A 17,841-nucleotide genomic window follows, 5' to 3' on the forward strand; every position below is an offset into this window, starting at 1 on the left:
ATGAGGTCTATTTTTGCCAGAGTCCCGAAGGGAGTGAAAGAGACTTAATTTCATTACTACATGAGCAGTATTCATGATCTGGCGTTCGGGCCGGTTTGCCGCCGTTGCCCTGCGGCGCAAACCGCCAACGTACCGGGTTGGCAACCTGGTGCAGCCTGAAAAATTACGGGTATAATCCCCCCATGACCCCACGGCTTCAGACACGAACATGACAAAACTCACCTTACAAGAGCAGATGCTCAAAGCGGGCTTGGTTACCAGCAAGAAAATGGCCAAAGTCCAAAGAACGGCTAAAAAATCACGCGTTCAGGCCCGTGAGGCCAGAGAGGCGGTGGAAGAGAACAAAAAGGCACAGCTTGAGCGCGATAAGCAGCTGAGTGAGCAGCAAAAGCAGGCCGCGCTGTCCAAAGAATACAAGGCGCAGGTGAAGCAGCTGATCGAGATGAACCGCATCGTCCTGGCGAAAGGCGATATCGGTTTCAACTTCACCGACGGTAACCTGATCAAGAAAATCCTGGTGGATAAGGCGACGCAGACCCAGCTGATCAATGGCCGTCTCGCCATTGCCCGTTTGGTGGTCGAGAACCGCGAAGAGTGTGAATACGCGATTATCCCTGCGAGCGTCGCCGATAAAATCGCGCAGCGCGATGCGGCCAGCATTGTGCTGCACAGCGCGCTGAGTCAGGAAGAGCAGGATGAAGACGATCCGTACGCCGACTTCAAAGTGCCTGACGATTTGATGTGGTAAGCCGCGTTCAGAACGGCGCGGCGTGACGAGCGGCGATCCGCACTCCACTGACGGGGTGCACAAAGTCCAGCTCGCTGGCGTGCAGCATCAGCCGCGGCGTCTGTTCGGTACCCGGCAGCAGACGCCCGCCATACAGATCGCAGCCTAAAATAGGGTGGCCCAACTGCCGGCTGTGAATACGCAGCTGGTGGGTGCGCCCAGTCTCTGGGGTGAGCTGCACCCGCGTCAGCGGCAGCGAGATCCCGCCCTCCGCTTCACGATAAAAACGCTCGACGACCCGATAGCGGGAGCGGGCGGGCTTGCCGTGAAGGGCGCAAATCGACATCAGCGGGAACAGCGCCGGATCTTTGGCGATCGCCGCGTCGATGACCCCTTCGTTATCCGCCAGATGGCCGCAGAGCAGCGCGCTGTACACTTTGCTGACGGTGCGCTCGCTGAACTGCCGGCAGAGCGCGGCGTTGGCGGCCTTGTTGCGGGCCACCACCATCAACCCGGACGTGCCGAAATCCAGGCGGTGCACCAGGGCGCAGCCGGGGAAGATCTGTACCAGCCGATGGTGTACCGAATCGAGATTCTGCGGATTCTTGCCCGACAGGCTGAGCAGCCCGGCCGGCTTATTGATCAGCGCCAGATGATCGTCCTGATAGAGGATCTCTATTTGGTCATGGCATGGCGGGGCGATAAAGGTATCGGTGATCGTAGACATCGGGCGGCCGGCTGGAGGGTGGGTGCGGATGATAGCGAATTTTTCGCCGGTGGGCGAATGCGGTTTTCGCTACACTGCGCCTCATGCCCGTTGCACCCGATACGGCAAAGCATCGGGTGCAACTGTTGGGGCCCCGGCGGCCCTACTGCCCGTAGTAGGCGTTTTGGCCGTGTTTGCGCAGGTAGTGTTTGTCCAACAGCTCGCGCTGCATGCTGTGAATGCCCGGCGTCAGCTGGCGAGAGAAGATGCCCATGTAGGCAATTTCTTCCAGCACCACCGCATTATGCACCGCGTTGTGGGCATCTTTGCCCCAGGCGAAGGGGCCGTGGGCATTGACCAGTACCGCTGGGATCGCGTTGGGATTGATATCGCGCTGGCGGAAGGTTTCGATAATCACGTTGCCGGTTTCCAGTTCGTAATCGTGTTCAATTTCATCCTGGGTCATCAGGCGAGTGCAGGGGATAGCGCCATAAAAATAGTCGGCGTGGGTGGTTCCCCAGGCGGGGATGTCCAGCCCGGCCTGCGCCCAGATGGTGGCGTGGCGCGAATGGGTGTGGACGATGCCGCCGATATCGGCAAATTCGCGGTACAGCGCCAGATGGGTGGCGGTATCCGACGACGGTTTTTTTGCCCCCTCGACGGTGCGGCCGCTGGCCAGATCGACCACCACCATATCCTCCGCCGTCATATGCTCGTATTCAACGCCGGAAGGCTTGATCACCACCAGACCGCGTTCGCGATCCACCGCGCTGACGTTGCCCCAGGTAAAGGTCACCAGATTATGGCGCGGCAGATCGAGATTGGCCTCCAGCACCTGTTGTTTTAACTGAGTCAGCATGTCATGCCCCCTTGTTGCATTTTCTGTTCGATCCAGCGGCGGGCCTGAACGATCTCGGCCACCGGCTCCTCGGCTTTTTCTGTCCACATCTCAATCAGGAATGCGCCGCGGTAATTGAGGCGCTGCAGCGTGCGAAACACCTCGACGAAGTCGACGCAGCCTTCGCCAAACGGCACGTCACGGAATTGCCCCGGCGAAGTGGCGGTGACCGGGTAGGTGTCTTTCAGGTGAATGGCGGCGATGCGATCGATGCCCAACTCCAATTCACGCGGCACGTCGTTGCCCCAGGCGCTGAGGTTGCCGACGTCCGGATACACCGTGAACCACGGCGAGGCCAACAGGGTGTCCCAGGCTTTCCATTTCCCGATCGAGTTCATAAAGGCGGTATCCATAATTTCCACCGCCAGCATCACCTGGGCGGCGGCGGCACGGTCTACCGCCCACTGCATGCCTTCGCTAAAGCGCGCCAGCGTCCCCTCGTCCTGCTCTTCGTAATACACGTCGTAGCCGGCCAGTTGGATGGTGCGGATACCGACTTCTTGGGCCAGCTGAATGGCCTGTTCCATCACGTCGAAGGCGCGCTGTCGCAGCGCCGGATCGTGGCTGCCAAACGGAAAGCGCCGGTGGCCGGAGAGGCACATCGACGGAATGCGGATGCCGGTTTCCAGCATGGCGTCCACCAGCGCCAGGCGTTGCGCCTTGCTCCAGCTCAGGCGCGCCAGACGTTCATCGCTTTCGTCCACCGACATTTCGACGAAGTCGAAGCCGCAAGCCTTGGCCAGCGCCAGGCGTTCGGGCCAGCTCAGGTGTTTCGGCAGCGCTTTCTCGTAAATTCCCAACGGGTGCTGACGCATATCATGATCTCCAGATGTCATCGATGGCGGTGCGGAACTGCCTGGCGGCCGCCGGCGGATCGCCGGCCTCGGCCAGCGCGCGGCCGGCGATAAAGGCGGTGACGGCGATCTCTTTAAACAGCGGCAGGTCGGCGGGCGTGATGCCGCCGGTCACCGACAGCTCGATGCCCAGATCGGACAGCGCCTTCATCCGATCCAAATCCTGCCGGCCCCAGGTTTGCCCGCTGGCCTGCGCGTCACGGCCGCGGTGATAGATCGCCTGGCGAATGCCGAGTCCGCGCCATTGCCGCGCATCCTCCAATGTCCAGCGACCGAACAGTTCGATCTGGATTTCACCGCCGTGACGCTCGGCGACCTCCCGCGCGCTGGCCATGGTGGCCAACGGCGCGGCGCAGATCACGGTCATCCAGTTCGCGCCCTGGCCGAAGGCCTGCTCGGCCAGCGTCGCACCGGCGTCGGCCACCTTGAGGTCGGCCACCAGCGTGTGCTGCGGGCAGCGCTCGCGCAGCGCGCTAACCGCCTGAATGCCGGCGCTGATGCACAAAATGGTACCGGCCTCGATGATGTCCACATGGGGGCTGAGGGTCTCGGCGGTGCGCAGCGCCGTATCCAAACGGGTTTGATCGAGCGCCAGCTGCAGGCGCGGTTTCGTGCTCATGGGGCCTCCTTGTTGGCGGGCTGCAGATGTTGCAATGCAGCAATCAGCGCCTGATAACGTTGGTGTTTGTTGTCGTAAGCTTCGGCAGCGGCCGCGTCTGGCAGCAGCCGCTCGATACGCGGCGCCAGCCGTTGCTGGGCGGCGGTGAAATCGTTGAAGACGCCGCTGCCGACCATGGCCGCCATCGCCGCGCCCAGACAGCCGGTTTCTTCCACCTGCGGCAGCTCAACCGGCAGGCCGCTGACGTCGGCGAACATTTGCATCCAGGGGAGGGATTTGGCGGGGCCGCCGGTCACGCGCAGCGCCTGCGCCTCAGGGAAACGCCGGCGCATGCGGTTAAGGTGCGTCATGTGGCAGAACACCACGCCTTCGTAGATCGCCTGCACCAGGTGCTCGCGCTGGTGGAAGGCCTGCAGACCGTAGAAGCTGGCGCTCAGCCCCAGGCCGGCGTTGGAGCCATACAGGAAAGGGGCGAACAGCAGATCGCCGGCGGCTTTCGGCAGGGCGGCGACCCAGCGGTTAAGCTGGTCGTAGTCCTGTAGCCCCCATTGGTGACAGAACCATTCCAGGTTGGCGGCGGAAGTGGGGCTGGCTTCGTGCACGATGTATTGGCCGTTTTCGGCGTGGCGGCCATAGACAAAGGGATGATCGAAACCCTCGACGATGGCGTCGGTGATGCCGCTGGTGACCGACCAGGTCCCCATCACCGCATTGAGTCGGGTTTCGTCCTGCAGGCCGGCGCACAGCGCGGTGGACACCACGTCGAACACCCCGCCGACCACCGGGGTGCCGGTTTGCAGGCCGGTGATGGCCGCGGCGTTTGCCGTGACGCGCCCGGCGATCTCGGCCGAACCGACAATCGTCGGCAGGGCGGGCATGATGTCGCCGATACCCAGCAGCTGCGCCAGCGCCGGGTCATAGCGTCCGCTGCGCATCTGATACAGGTTGGATTCGGAGATATTGGTTTCTTCGCAGGCCAGCTCGCCGGTCAGGCAATAGCGCAGGTAGTCGTGCGCCATCAGCACGCTGCCGATGCGGGCGTAACGTTCCGGCTGATGCCGCTTCAGCCAGCGCAGCAGCGAGACCGGGTGCCCGGTCCACAGCGTTTGGCGCGTTTGCGGATACAGCGCCTGCGGCACGCCCTGCCGTTGCCATTCCTGCACCAGCGCCAGCGCGCGCTGATCGGAAGAGAGCATGGCGTTGCCCAGCGGCTGCCCCTGCTTATCCAGCAGAAACGCCCCCTTACCCTGCGCCGAGATGCCGATGGCCTGGATGGCGCCGGCGGCGACGCCGCTGGCGGACAGCACTTCACGGATCACGTCGGCGGCGGTGCGCCACAGCGACGCCATATCGCGCTCGGCCCAGCCGGGCTGCGGCGCGACGATCGCCAGATTGCGCCGCGCAACGCCGTGTTCATGGCCCCTGCGGTCGTATAAACCCGCCTTGATGAAGGTGCCGCCGCAGTCGAGCCCCAGCCAATATTCCATCATTCGCTCCTCGCGCTGTGGTCGCATTTATTGGGCAACATCAACGCCAGCACGGAGGCGATCGCCAACGAGGCTGCCAGGCTGTAGACGCCGACATCCTTGCTGAACAGGCTGATCAGGACGCCGACCATATACGGGCCGCAAAAGCCGCCGAGGTTGCCCAGCGCATTGATCACGCCGCGCGCGCCGCCGGCCACTTCAGCGTTGAACAATTTGGGCGGGATGGTCCAGAACACCCCGGCCGCCGCCTGAATAAACACGCCGCAGCCGACCAGCGCAGCGTAAGACCACCAGACGTGATCCTTCAGCAGCACCGACAGCGCCATGCAGGTGGCAAAGCAGGCCAACGGCAGGGCGACGAAGACTTTGCGCTTGCCGGTGCGATCGGAGAGGGTGGAGATGATCAGCATGCCGAAGATGGCGCCGATATAGGGCAAGATAGCCAGCAGGCCCACTTGCTCCATATCGCCGTGGGTCAGCCCTTTCAAAATGGTCGGCAGCCACAGGGTGTAGCCGTAGATACCGGTCTGGTAGAAGAAATTCACCAGGATCAGCTGCCACATGATCCGGTCGCCCAGTACCCGGCGCAGCGAGGCGTTGCGCACCGTTTTTCCTTTGATCAGCAGCTGTTCGTCGTGCAGGGTCTTCACCAGATACTCTTTTTCCGCCTGCGAGATCCATTTGGCCTCTTGGGGCCGGTTGCTGATGGTGAAATACCACAGCGCCATGACTACCAGCGACAGAGCGCCCTCCACCAGGAACAGCATGCGCCAGTCCCAGGCGGTGATGATCCAACCCGACAGCGGGGCGGTGAGAATGCCGGCGATCGGTACGAACATGATGACGATGGCGTTGGCGCGGCCGCGCTCCTTATCCGGGAACCAGTTGCTGATCATGGTCAGCACCACCGGCAGCATGCCGCCTTCGGAAACGCCGAGGGCGAAGCGCAGGAACAGCAGCTGGTACTGGTTGGTGACCAGGCCGGTCAGTACCGAGATCACCGCCCAGGCCAACAGTGACCAGCCGATGAATTTCTTGCCGTTGCCGTATACCGCCAGCTTGCCGCCGGGCACCTGCAGAAACAGGTAACCGATGAAGAAGATGCCGCCGGCCAGCCCGGCCATCGAGGCGGTGATGCCGAGTTCGTCATCCATGCCACCGGGCATGGCGAAGGCGATGTTGACCCGGTCCATGTAAGAAATGATGCAGGTAATGAGGATCGGCGGCACGATCCTCAGCCAGCGGAGCTTGGGTATCGCCTGGCTTTGGCTGACGGAAACGGAGGCTGTATTCATAAGGACCTCTTTCGATGTTCGCTTTTTGTAGGGTCGGGCGTTATTGTTTTGCTTGATTTGGGCGCAAGGGCGCCCGCACAGGCCTCATGGACCGGTGTTGTTATCGTTACGGGTGTTGCGTCTATCAGGCGCTAAACGACGCCAGCGGTATCTTCACCACCACCTTGCGTATCGCGCAGGGGCGTTGGTTAATGCAGGCCGGGCGATGCACGTCCTGCGGAAAAAATACCGCGAAGTTGCCGGGCCGCATCGTGAGCCAGGATTCGTCGGTCACGTTCTGATAAAACAGGATGTCGCGCTGTGCCAGCAGCTCCTGATGAATGACGTTGTCGCCGTTGTCCGCCGCTACGCCGATAAGCTCGGTACCGCTGACCAGAAACTGCACGTCGACGTTTTGCCGGTGTACTTCCGGGCGCAGCGCATCCGGCGGTTGGGTATGCAGATCCAGCACTTGCACCACGTAGCCGGTGGCGGGATCTTCATAGCGCCCTGCGGGCAAGACGCTGAAATCGGTGCGCTGCAGATAGGCGACGGCGTTGGCGACCGGCGCCGGGTACTGCTCGGGCGCGGTGTTGGCGATGTGGCCGAATATCATGATGATCCTCCCGTTACAGCGCCTGAATGCGCGCCCAAACCCGCTCGTCGACCGGAATGCCGTCGCGCAGGTTTTCTTCCAGAATGCGCGGGAACTTGTGGCCCGGCAGGCGAATGGCGACGTCGGGGTTGTCCCGCTCGGCGCTGGTGACGTAATCCATGATGCGCTGCAGTTTTTGATCGCGGCTGTCGCCGTCGATCAACCGGTCTATCTCAATCGCGATGAACACCTGCGAGACGCCGTATTCGTCGCGGTGATCTTCCGTCACTTCCGCCACCGAGGCGCCGCCGGATAGCAGGGTGGCGATCATGTCCAGCACGATCGACAGCGCCGATCCTTTCCAATACCCCATCGGCAAAATGCGCCGATTCTCCTCGATGGTGGCCGGATCGCGGGTCAGGTGGCCGTCGTTGTCGAAGCCGCCGTCCACCGGCAGGGTTTTGCCCGCCAGCCGGTTCAGCTCCAGCGCGCCGTAGGAAAACATCGACATCGACATGTCCACCATGGTGATCGGGTTGCCGGGCACGGCGACGATCAGCGGGTTGGTGCCGATACGGCACGTTTTGGCGCCCCACGGCGGCATCACGGCGATCGAGTTGGTCCAGCAAATGCCGATATAGCCTTTCTCCGCCGCCTGCCAGCCGTAGCCGCCGCCGCGCATCCAGTGGTTGGCGTTGCGCAGCGCCACCAGGCCGATGCCATGATCGTCGGCCAACTGCATGGCGCGATCCATCATGCGGCGGGCGGTAAGGTTGCCGATGCCCTGGTGCGCATCCCATTGCTCGATCGCCCCCAGAGACAACAGTTTGCTGGGTTCGGCGTCCGGCACGATATCACCGGCGTCCAGCTGCTGAATAAAGCGCGGAAAGCGGTTAACGCCGTGGGAATAAACGCCGCTGGCGGTGGTGTCGGCGAACATGCCGGCGCAGTCATCGGCGGTGTGCTCCGCCACGCCGCGCGCCAGCAGCACGCGTTTGAATTGGTGTTTTAACTCGCTGTAACTCACTCTCATGCCGGATCTCCACCTGTGCGAATCGCCTGTTTTTGGTTCGCTAAATTTCAATATACGAAATTGCATTTCAAATAAATGCTATCCCGGCGATTCAGGGAAGTCAAAGCAAGGGGGAGTAAAATTATTCATGAAAAACATGACGTTAAAATTGAGTGGTGATTTTGTGATCGTCGCCACATTTTGGTGGAGATGGCGTGCTTCAGACGTGACAAAGCAGGGCGGATCGAAACCCACCCTGCGTCTTGCGAGATCCCGGCTAACCGCGGGTGTTCAGCACCATGCGGTAGAGCGAGGTGGTGGCGGTGATATAGAGTTCATCGCCGTTCGGGCCGCCGAAGGTACAATTGGAGACGCGTTCCGGCACGCTGATTTTGTCGATCTGTCGCCCCTGTGGATCAAAGACCAGCACGCCGTCGGCACAGCTGCAAAACAGATTGCCGGCTCGATCGACGCAGAAGCCGTCCGGGAAACCGGGCCCCACCGTTGCAAAACGGCGGCCGGCTTCCAGCTCGCGGCCGTTGACCGCATAGACGCGCAGCTCGCGGCGGCCCAGCGTCGGAAAATCCACGATCGACATGTCCGCGACGTACAGCCATTTTTCATCCGGTGAAAACGCCAGGCCGTTTGGGCGCTGCAGGTCGCAGGCGGCGATAGTCAGCGAACCGTCGCGCGGATCGAAGCTGTAGAGATAGCAGCCGATTACCTGGCTTTCTGATTTGTAGCCCTCTTCGTCGCCGATGATGCCGTAGGGCGGATCGGTGAACCACAGGGTGCCGTCGGAACGCACCGCCACGTCGTTCGGCGAGTTAAAGCGCTTGCCGTCGACGCGATCGATCAACAGGCGCACCTCGCCATTGCTTTCGGTGCGGCTGATGCCGCGCCGCCCGTGTTCACAGCTGACCACGCGCCCTTCGCCGTCGCACGCATTGCCGTTGGCGTAGTGCGACGGCGAGCGGTATAGGGTCAGCTCACCCCGGCGCGACCAGCGGAACATGCGATTGCCTTTCACGTCGCTGAACACCACCGCATCCTCCTGCGGCAGCCAGACCGGCCCCTCGGCCCAGATCGCCGGCGAACACAGGCGCTCGAGCCGGGCGTGTGCGTGCAATGAATCGCCGTTCACTTCACGCCCCAGATCGCTTTGTAGTGGCCCTGGTAATCGTTTTGCGGGTCATACAGGTTATTGGCGCCGCCGTCGGCGGCGATATTGTCGCGGGTCACCAGATGCGCTGGGGTGACGTAGCCGGAAGGCGGCTGCTTGGCGAAGGCGCGGTTGAATTCGTCCAGCAGTTGCCAACCGTGCAGCTTCAAGGGCTCCGGCACCGTCGCCGACTGGCTGTCGCCCGAGCGGATACGCTGGTAAGCGGAGATTGAGCCGTCGCCGGCCGACACGTTGTAAGGCGCGTTCTTGCCGCCTTTGCCGGCGGTTTTCAGCGCCGGCGCCATAAAGTCGAAGTACAGATCGTTGATCGCCAGCGCATATTGGAATTTGTCGCCGTACTTCTGCAGCAGGCTGAAGGTCATCGCCGGCATGCGGTTGGCGGTATCGGCCAGCGGCGTGTCGATGAATTCCAGCAGCGTACAGCCGCTGCATTTGGCGATCTCTTCTTTCATGACGTTGGCCTTGTCCAAGGCGATTTGGTACAGCGAGTCGGTGAAGATCAACACGCTCGCCTTGCCGCCGGACTGTACCACCGCGTATTGCGCGGCGATGCGCGCCACTTCGTTGGAATCCGACGTGACGTTATAGAACACGTTGTATTTGGCGATGGGGCCCGGTTCCGGCACCGCATGCCAGGCGGTCAGCACGATGCCCTGCTGTACGGCTTTTTTCAGCGGGATTTTGGCGACGTTAGGGTTCCAGCCGCCGATCACGATGCCGTCCGGTTTCTGGGCAATGGCCTGATTGAGCGATGCCAGCTGATCTTTCACCGAGCCGCCGCCGTCGAGCGTTTCCAGCTTCCAGCCGGCGGCTTTCGCCGCTTCGCTCAACCCCTGTTGCACCCCTTGTACGCCGCCGTTCTTCATGTCGGAGGCGATAAAAATGATCTTCTTGTTGGCCTGCAACTGCGGGCCGCTGGTGGGGCCGTCCCACTGGGTGGCGCTGGCGGTGGCCTTCGCGACGGCGGCGGTGGCCTGATCGAGATAGGCGTCGGCCCAGGCCGGCGATGCGGCGAGCCAGAATGTGGTGAACCCCGGTAACAGCCAAATGCGTTTCATGGTGTGCTCCTGGTTTAAGGGTGGGTCGCTGTCTGATTGTTGTTGTCAGCCGGCGTCGCCTGGCTGCGTTGTACCGCTTTCTGATTGAGCAGCCGACGGCGTTGGGCATAGCCGGCCAGGGTGATCGACAGCAGCAGCGTCGCGCCGTTGAACAGCGGTTCAACCCAGAATTCGCCGCCGAACTGCTGAATGCCGGCGATGCCGATAGCCAGAATGGCGATGCCGACCACGGTGCCCCAGACGTTGACGCGCCCTGGGCGAATGGTGGTGCTGCCGAGGAAGGCGCCGACCAGCGCCGGCAGCAGATAGTCCATGCCGACGCTGGCCTGGCCGACGCCCTGTTCGGCGGCGATCAACACGCCGCTGAAACCGGTGAGCACGCTGGAGGCGATGAAGGCGCCGATGGTAAAGCGGTTGACCGAGATGCCGTTCAGGCGCGCCGCCGCCGGGTTGCCGCCCACCGCATACATGCAGCGGCCGAGCGGGGTGTGTTCAGTGATGAGCCACAGCACCACCGCGACGATCAGCACGTAAAACGCCACGATCGGAATGCCGGCGATTTCGGTGTGGTGCAGTGCGATGAAGGCATCCGGCAAGTCGCCGACGATCTGCCGCCCGCCGGAGTGCCACAGGGCAATGGCGTACAGTACGGTGCCGGAGCCGAGGGTGGCGACGAAGCTGTCGATATCGGCCAGCGCCACCAGAATGCCGTTCAGCAACCCGTACAGCGCCGAGATCGCCAGCACCGTCAGCACCGCCATCTGCCAGGAGAAGCCGTATTCCACCTGCAGCGTGATCGCCAGAATGTGCCACAGCACAATGCCGAAACCGACGTTAAGATCGATCTTGCCTACGATCATCGGGATGGTCGCCGCCAGCGCCAACAGGGCGATTTTGGCCTTGCTCGACAAGATAGCCTGCAGCGTCAGCATCGATGCGAAGGAGGGGGTGAGCAGTGAGAAGAGCACGACCAGCGCGATGCACAGCAGCAGCAGGCCATAGCGGGTGAGGACCTGCATCAGCCACGGACCGGCGCCGTCCTGCGCCAGACTGACGCGCTGCTCCAACGCGGTTGATTTAACGGATGTTTTAGACATGGCCTACCTCGGATTCTGACGTGATTGCGACGCTTTCCCCGGTGCTGGCAGAGGCCAGCTCCAATAAATTGGCGAATGACACCTGCTGATTTTTCAGCTCGCCGACCACTTTCCCGCGGTTGAATACCAGTGCGCGGTTGCAAATATGGGCGATCTCCTCGAAATCGTTGGAGATCACCAGCACCGCCACGCCTTCCGCCAGGGATTTATTCAGCAGGTGGTAGATTTCCGCTCGCGCGCCGACGTCCACGCCGGCGGTGGGATCTTCGAGGATCAGCAGCGGCGCCCCCAGATGCATCCAGCGCGCCATCACCACCTTTTGCTGGTTGCCGCCGGACAGCGCGCTGATATCGATATTGACGTCCTTGGGGCGCACGTCGAACAGCTGCACTTTCCACCAACTGGCGCCGATCTCCGCTCGCCGCCCATAGCGGGAGAGCAGCCGGTGGCCGCTGGCGCAGGGGTTGATAAACAGGTTTTCACGCACGCTCATCGACATCACCAGGCTTTCGCCGGTGCGATCGCCCGCGACCAGCGAAACGCCGCAGGCCATCGCCTGCCGTGGGGAGCTCGCCTGATAGGGCCGATCGCGAAACCGAATCGCGCCGCCGTCGGCCTGGCGCAACCCGAACAGCAGCCGGCCAATCTCTTCTTGCCCGGCACCGCGCAGGCCGGCCAGCGCCAGCATCTCGCCCGGCTGCAAATCGAAGCTCACCGGGCCGATGTCACCCACCGTGACGCTATCGAGCTGCAGCACCGGCGGACGATGTTCCGGCAGCGGTTCGCGCTGATCGTCCGCCATCGCTTCGCCGACGATGGTTTGCACCAGATCGCGCAGCGAGTAGTCGGCGGTACGGCCGCCGGCGACATAGCGCCCGTCGCGCATTACGCAGACCCGATCGGCGATTTCGATCACTTCGTCCAGGCGGTGGGTGACGTAAATCATGCCGACCTTTTTGGCGCGCAGCCGGTTGATCACGGCGAACAGATGACGCACGTCGTTGGCGGGCAGGGAGGCGGTCGGTTCATCCAGCACCAGCAGCTCGGCATTGACCGCCACCGCGCGGGCGATCGCCAGCAGCGATTTTTCGGTGCGCGAGAGTTCGAAGACGCGCGCATCGGGATCGAGCGCGATGCCGACGTCTTGCAGCGCCTGCGCCGCCCGGCGGCGAATGGCGCGCCAGTCGATCAACCCAAAGCGGCGGGGAAACCCCATCACCAGCGCCATGTTCTCCGCCACCGTCATCCATTCAATCAGGCCGAGATCCTGATGAATAAAGGCGATCGGCTGGCGGCTGGCGCTTTTTATCGCGGCGGCGGAGGTGATGCTTGCGCCCTGAAAACGAATATCGCCGCCGTCGCGCGGGTAGACGCCCGCCAGCACTTTGATCAGCGTCGATTTGCCGGCGCCGTTTTCGCCCAGCAGCGCCAGAACCTCGCCCGGCATCACCTGCAGGCTGACGTCGTTGACCGCCACGTTGCCGCCAAATCGTTTGACGATGTGGCTGAGGGTAAGGATGGGTTGTGCCGCATTATCGATAGTCATGTGATGCGCCCCTGGTGTTGCGCCCGTGCGAAGATGCCGGGCAAATCAGCTAAACCGCTGGTGAGTATCTGGTCTTTAAATTTCAACATGCGAAATTCAATTTCAAAAATAATATGACGTTCGTTGCGCTAAATCAAAGGCGATGAGGTTTTAATTGTTTATATTAAACAATGAGTTATTTTTTACTTTGCGGAAGTGTGACCGATGGCTCACTTCAATGAGGGGGAAATATTGCGGATTTTTGGCCCGCTGCGGACAATGAAACGGCGTTCCGTCTTCACCTGATGCAGGCCTTGGGGTAACATGCCCGGCAAAGAGCCTGCTGACTTCGCCGCAGCGCCGGTTGGCGGTTCGACACTGGAGAGATTTTCGCTATGAGCCTGAAAGCCGTCGACGAGAAAGATGACAAGAAAGACAAACCGCTGGGCAGCCAAAGCCTGTTCCGCGGTTTGCAGTTGATTGAGATCCTGAGCAATTTCCCCAACGGATGTCCGCTGGCGCATCTGTCCGAGCTGGCCGGTATGAACAAGAGCACGGTGCACCGCTTGCTTCAGGGGTTACACACCAGCGGCTATGTGACCCAGGCGCCGTCGCCAGGCAGCTACCGCCTGACCACCAAGTTCATTTCCATCGGCCAGAAGGCGCTGTCGTCACTCAATATCATTCACGTGGCCGCGCCGCATTTGGAACAGCTGAACCTGGAAGTGGGGGAGACGGTCAACTTCTCCAGCCGCGAAGACGACCACGTCATCCTGATCTACAAGCTGGAGCCGACCACCGGCATGATGCGCACCCGCGCCTATATCGGCCAGCATATGCCGCTGTACTGTTCGGCGATGGGGAAAATCTTCATGGCCTACGGCAACGACGATTACCCGGCCCACTACTGGCAGACTCACCAGCAGGAGATTCAGACGCTGACGCGCAATACCATCACCGAGCTGCCGAAGATGCATGAGGAGTTGGCCGATATTCGCCAGCGCGGCATGGCGATGGATCGCGAAGAAAACGAGCTGGGGGTCTCCTGCGTGGCGGCGCCGGTGTTCGATATTCAACAGCGTGTGCCTTATGCGGTGTCGGTTTCTCTGCCGACCGCCAAACTGCAGCAGATCGGCGTCAAAAGCCTGATTAAACCGGTGCTGGCCACCGCGCAACGCATCTCGCAGGAGCTGGGTTTCGTCACGCCGATTTGAGTATTAGCGTCTCTGATACTGGATTAGAAACATCAATTTCACCTAATGATCGCTTCCTCGTATGATGCGCGTGTTGACCGACACGCGCCCTCGTCCGGCGCCTTTTATCATTCGAGGAATCCCCATGTTAGCCGTCTTCCTGCAGGGCTTTGCCCTGAGCGCCGCCATGATCCTGCCGCTGGGCCCGCAGAACGTATTCGTGATGAATCAGGGCATTCGCCGCCAGTATCATTTGATGATTGCTTCGCTGTGCGCATTGAGCGATATCGTACTGATCTGCGCCGGTATTTTCGGCGGCAGTGCCTTGCTGACCCGTTCGCCGCTGCTGCTGGCGCTGGTCACCTGGGGCGGGGTGGCGTTTCTGCTGTGGTACGGGTGGGGCGCGTTCCGTTCCGCCTTCAGCCCGCAACCGGCGCAGGCCGCGGCGCAGGAGCTGGCGCAGAGTCGCTGGCGCATCGTGGTCACCATGCTGGCGGTCACCTGGCTGAACCCGCACGTTTATCTGGATACCTTTGTGGTGCTCGGCAGTTTGGGCGGGCAGCTGACGGCGGACGTGCGCTCCTGGTTCGCGCTCGGGGCGGTCAGCGCGTCGGCGGTGTGGTTCTTCGGGCTGGCGCTGCTGGCCTCCTGGTTGGCGCCGTGGCTGAACACGCAGCGGGCGCAGCGCATCATCAACGCGCTGGTCGGGCTGGTGATGTGGGGCATCGCGCTGCAGCTGGCCTGGCAGGGGGCAAATTTATAAGAATTTGTCACTAATCCGAATTCAAAACGCCGCGCGATATGCTACGTTTGGTGCCAGGAATCCGGCGGTTCTCACAGGGAAAAGCCGGCGATCAGAGACAGCCTGTCATTAAGGAGACACTGTGAAGCTAAAAGCATTGGCTATGGCCGCAATGGTCGGATTAGGGACGTTACCGATGGCGCTGCAGGCGGCTGAAGTGCCTGAAGGGCCGCATGTCGTCACCTCCGGCACCGCCAGCGTGGACGCCACGCCGGATATCGCCACCCTGGCGATCGAAGTGAGCGTTTCCTCCAAAGACGCCGCCCAGGCGAAGAAGCAGGTGGATGAGCGCGTGGCGCAGTACTTTGATTTCCTGCAGAAAAATAACATCGAGAAGAAAGACATCAGCGCCGCCAATCTGCGCACCCAGCCGGAATATGACTACCTGAAAACCGGCGAGTCGGTGCTGAAGGGCTACCGGGCGGTGCGCCAGGTGCAGGTGACCCTGCGTCAGTTGGACAAGCTGAACGAGCTGCTGGACGGCGCGCTGAAATCCGGCCTGAACGAGATCCGCGCAGTGGAGCTGGGCGTCGCCAAGCCGGACGTGTACCGCGAGCAGGCGCGGCAAAAAGCGATCGAGAACGCAACTCAGCAGGCCGAATCCCTGGCCAAAGGCTTCCACGCCAAGCTGGGGCCGGTGTACAGCATTCGCTACCGGGTTGCCAACTACCAGCCGATGCCGGTGGCGCGGATGTATAAGGCGGCCGGTGCGGCGGCGGAAAGCGACGCGGCGCAAACCTATGAGCAGCAAAGCATTCACTTCGACGATCAGGTGGATGTGGTGTTCGAGCTGCAGCGCAACGCCGCGCAGTAAGGTGTTCGTATTGAAGAAAAGGTTCGCTGCGGCGAACCTTTTTTCGTTTTAATCCTGGCGCAGCACCTGGTGGCCGTGTTCCAGCAGCGCGTCGGTCACTTTGCGCATCATGCGGCTTTCCGGCGCGAAGCGGTGCCAGTACAGCATGCGGCGCTGGTACAGCCCCGGCGTCAGATCGATCAGTTCACCGGATGCTAGCTCCTTTTCGATCTGCAGGTGAGGGATCATACAGCAGGTTGTGCCCTGGCGTGCCAGCTGCACGAAGGCTTCCGACGAGTTCACGATGTGGCAGGGCACGCTGCCCGGCGACAGATCGAAGTTCTGCTGCAGGAACGCCTGGTGCATGTCGTCGAGATGATCGAAGGCCACCGCCGGCGCTTTCAGCAGCGCGGAGCGGGTGACGCCGTTCGGGAAGTAGCGCTCGGCGAAGCCGCTGGAGGCCACGAACAGGTAGTCCAGCGCCCCCAGCCGATCCACCAGGCAGCTCGGCAGCGGCTGCGGCTGAATACTCACTGCGCCCACCACCTCACCGCGGCGCAGCCGCTCCTGGGTGCGGGTTTCATCTTCCACCTGCAGATTCAGGCGAATGGGGGAGTCCGCCAGCACCGGCTTCAGCGCCGGCAGCAGCCAGGTTGCCAGACTGTCGGCGTTGACCGCCAGCGACAGCAGCAGCGGCGTATCGACGCCGGTGTCGTTGCCCAGCCACTCTTCTTCCAGCAACTCCACCTGATGCAGCAGCGCGAGCAGCTTTTGCCCTTGTTCGGTCGGGCGCGGCGGCACGGTGCGGACCAGCAGCGGTTGGCCGAACAGGTTTTCCAGCTGTTTGATGCGTTGGGATACTGCCGATTGCGTGATACAGAGTTTTTGAGCGGCGCGCTCGAAGCCGCGCTCACGGATCACCGCGTCCAGCGCTTGCAGCGTACGATAGTCTGGGCGTTTCATCGGAAAGATATCCCTTAAATTAGAATGATACCGGCACTATGCCACATTTTGCGCACGGCGCAGGTGGAAAATCACGCCCCCACCTCGCCGCCAAGCGGGTAAAAATGCGGGCTGCGGTAAATAAGTGTGATCCTGCCGGCGTGAAAAACAGCGTTTTACCCTATAATACGCACACGTTTTCGTACAGAGGCAAGGGACATATTATGACGCAGGACGAACTGAAAAAAGCGGTAGGCTGGGCGGCGCTGGAATACGTAACGCCGGGCACCATTGTCGGGGTTGGCACCGGCTCGACCGCTTCCCACTTTATTGACGCGCTGGGCTCCATCAAGCACCAGATTGAAGGCGCGGTGTCCAGCTCCGACGCCTCCACCGCCAAGCTGAAAAGCCTCGGCATCCACGTATTCGACAGCAATGAAGTGGACTCGCTCGATATCTACGTGGACGGCGCGGACGAAATCAATGGTCATATGCAGATGATCAAGGGCGGCGGCGCTGCGCTGACGCGCGAGAAGATCATCGCCGCCATCGCCAAGAAATTCATCTGCATCGTCGACGCCAGCAAGCAGGTGGACGTGCTGGGCAAGTTCCCGCTGCCGGTGGAAGTGATCCCGATGGCCCGCTCTTACGTGGCGCGTGAGCTGGTGAAACTCGGTGGCCTGCCGGAGTATCGTCAGAACGTGGTGACCGACAACGGCAACGTGATCCTCGATGTGCATAACCTGAGCATCACCGACGCCATCGCGCTGGAGAACAAGATCAACGGCATCGCCGGCGTGGTGACCGTGGGGCTGTTCGCCAACCGCGGCGCGGACGTGGCGCTGGTCGGCACCCCGGAAGGCGTGAAAGTGGTCAAATAAGCCTCCGCCGTCTGTGGCCCGGTAGCGCCGGGCCGCATAATTCTTCGGTTAAAATATCTTTTCTGAAAAACGGCAAATTTGGTGACTTATGTCACATTGTGAAACCTGACTCCCCAAAGCTTCTGCCGAAAACTTTCCCTATGGCATTTTCTGCCGTAAACCGCCATCAACGCTGCGCCTTGTCCTGCCGGGCAG

Annotated in this window: 18 protein-coding genes; 5 read left to right on the forward strand and 13 right to left on the reverse strand. The window is 61.6% G+C overall.

Features of this window, described 5'->3' with window-relative positions; all coding sequences use genetic code 11:
* Positions 1-208 precede the first annotated feature (208 nt).
* Positions 209-748 carry a DUF2058 domain-containing protein gene (locus ACJ8QI_RS20390; RefSeq protein ID WP_025160208.1) on the forward strand — a complete coding sequence of 180 codons (540 nt, stop codon included), beginning with the start codon at positions 209-211 and terminating at the stop codon, positions 746-748.
* Positions 749-755: 7 nt separating this feature from the next.
* Here ACJ8QI_RS20390 and ACJ8QI_RS20395 read toward each other — a convergent pair whose 3' ends face one another.
* From ACJ8QI_RS20395 to ACJ8QI_RS20450, 12 genes are all read right to left on the reverse strand, one after another.
* Positions 756-1,454, reverse strand: a complete 699-nt coding sequence (locus ACJ8QI_RS20395; RefSeq protein WP_442532997.1) for an RluA family pseudouridine synthase — start codon at positions 1,452-1,454, stop codon at positions 756-758.
* A 142-nt stretch (positions 1,455-1,596) separates the two neighbouring features.
* Positions 1,597-2,292, reverse strand: coding sequence for an L-ribulose-5-phosphate 4-epimerase (gene araD / locus ACJ8QI_RS20400; RefSeq protein WP_089186440.1), 696 nt, complete (start codon positions 2,290-2,292; stop codon positions 1,597-1,599).
* The gene (locus tag ACJ8QI_RS20405; RefSeq protein WP_060441293.1) at positions 2,286-3,146 is read right to left on the reverse strand and encodes an L-ribulose-5-phosphate 3-epimerase; all 861 of its coding nucleotides are present in this window, start codon (positions 3,144-3,146) and stop codon (positions 2,286-2,288) included. Before ACJ8QI_RS20405 ends, araD begins: the two co-directional genes overlap by 7 nt.
* A gap of 1 nt (position 3,147) precedes the next feature.
* Complete coding sequence (gene ulaD, locus ACJ8QI_RS20410) at positions 3,148-3,804, reverse strand: 3-keto-L-gulonate-6-phosphate decarboxylase UlaD (protein ID WP_060422776.1); 657 nt, start codon at positions 3,802-3,804, stop codon at positions 3,148-3,150.
* Positions 3,801-5,291, reverse strand: a complete 1,491-nt coding sequence (locus tag ACJ8QI_RS20415) for an FGGY-family carbohydrate kinase (protein WP_442533048.1) — start codon at positions 5,289-5,291, stop codon at positions 3,801-3,803. Before ACJ8QI_RS20415 ends, ulaD begins: the two co-directional genes overlap by 4 nt.
* Positions 5,291-6,586 (reverse strand): MFS transporter, encoded by a 1,296-nt coding sequence (locus ACJ8QI_RS20420; RefSeq protein ID WP_064290725.1) that lies wholly within the window; start codon positions 6,584-6,586, stop codon positions 5,291-5,293. Before ACJ8QI_RS20420 ends, ACJ8QI_RS20415 begins: the two co-directional genes overlap by 1 nt.
* Before the next feature lie 124 nt (positions 6,587-6,710).
* On the reverse strand, positions 6,711-7,181 hold the full coding sequence (locus ACJ8QI_RS20425) for a YhcH/YjgK/YiaL family protein (protein ID WP_100396851.1): 471 nt from the start codon (positions 7,179-7,181) through the stop codon (positions 6,711-6,713).
* Between the two features lie 13 nt (positions 7,182-7,194).
* Positions 7,195-8,193 carry a 3-dehydro-L-gulonate 2-dehydrogenase gene (gene yiaK, locus ACJ8QI_RS20430; protein WP_064290724.1) on the reverse strand — a complete coding sequence of 333 codons (999 nt, stop codon included), beginning with the start codon at positions 8,191-8,193 and terminating at the stop codon, positions 7,195-7,197.
* A gap of 256 nt (positions 8,194-8,449) precedes the next feature.
* Positions 8,450-9,316: an SMP-30/gluconolactonase/LRE family protein gene (locus ACJ8QI_RS20435; RefSeq protein ID WP_442532998.1), complete on the reverse strand. Its 867-nt coding sequence runs from the start codon at positions 9,314-9,316 to the stop codon at positions 8,450-8,452.
* Positions 9,313-10,413, reverse strand: coding sequence for an ABC transporter substrate-binding protein (locus tag ACJ8QI_RS20440; protein ID WP_442532999.1), 1,101 nt, complete (start codon positions 10,411-10,413; stop codon positions 9,313-9,315). The genes ACJ8QI_RS20435 and ACJ8QI_RS20440 overlap by 4 nt, the downstream gene beginning before the upstream one ends.
* A 14-nt stretch (positions 10,414-10,427) precedes the next feature.
* Positions 10,428-11,510 carry an ABC transporter permease gene (locus ACJ8QI_RS20445; protein WP_016930014.1) on the reverse strand — a complete coding sequence of 361 codons (1,083 nt, stop codon included), beginning with the start codon at positions 11,508-11,510 and terminating at the stop codon, positions 10,428-10,430.
* Entirely contained in the window at positions 11,503-13,056 is a 1,554-nt protein-coding gene (locus ACJ8QI_RS20450) for a sugar ABC transporter ATP-binding protein (RefSeq protein WP_060441300.1), read from the reverse strand. The genes ACJ8QI_RS20445 and ACJ8QI_RS20450 overlap by 8 nt, the downstream gene beginning before the upstream one ends.
* Before the next feature lie 374 nt (positions 13,057-13,430).
* Between ACJ8QI_RS20450 and ACJ8QI_RS20455 the strand changes: the two genes are divergently transcribed.
* The 3 genes from ACJ8QI_RS20455 to ACJ8QI_RS20465 all read left to right on the forward strand — a co-directional run bounded on the left by ACJ8QI_RS20455 (position 13,431) and on the right by ACJ8QI_RS20465 (position 15,844).
* Positions 13,431-14,249 carry an IclR family transcriptional regulator gene (locus ACJ8QI_RS20455; protein ID WP_049199270.1) on the forward strand — a complete coding sequence of 273 codons (819 nt, stop codon included), beginning with the start codon at positions 13,431-13,433 and terminating at the stop codon, positions 14,247-14,249.
* 124 nt (positions 14,250-14,373) lie between these two features.
* Positions 14,374-14,991, forward strand: coding sequence for an arginine exporter ArgO (argO, locus tag ACJ8QI_RS20460; RefSeq protein ID WP_004931603.1), 618 nt, complete (start codon positions 14,374-14,376; stop codon positions 14,989-14,991).
* Positions 14,992-15,112: 121 nt separating this feature from the next.
* A complete protein-coding gene (locus ACJ8QI_RS20465) occupies positions 15,113-15,844 on the forward strand; it encodes an oxidative stress defense protein (RefSeq protein ID WP_025160209.1) in 732 nt (243 codons plus the stop codon).
* Between the two features lie 48 nt (positions 15,845-15,892).
* Here ACJ8QI_RS20465 and ACJ8QI_RS20470 read toward each other — a convergent pair whose 3' ends face one another.
* Positions 15,893-16,786: a LysR family transcriptional regulator ArgP gene (locus tag ACJ8QI_RS20470; protein WP_004931613.1), complete on the reverse strand. Its 894-nt coding sequence runs from the start codon at positions 16,784-16,786 to the stop codon at positions 15,893-15,895.
* Between the two features lie 203 nt (positions 16,787-16,989).
* Between ACJ8QI_RS20470 and rpiA the strand changes: the two genes are divergently transcribed.
* Positions 16,990-17,646, forward strand: a complete 657-nt coding sequence (gene rpiA, locus ACJ8QI_RS20475) for a ribose-5-phosphate isomerase RpiA (RefSeq protein ID WP_442533000.1) — start codon at positions 16,990-16,992, stop codon at positions 17,644-17,646.
* The last annotated feature ends 195 nt before the right edge of the window (positions 17,647-17,841 follow it).

This window comes from Serratia sp. CY84636 (assembly GCF_052166245.1).
Lineage (GTDB): Bacteria > Pseudomonadota > Gammaproteobacteria > Enterobacterales > Enterobacteriaceae > Serratia > Serratia nevei.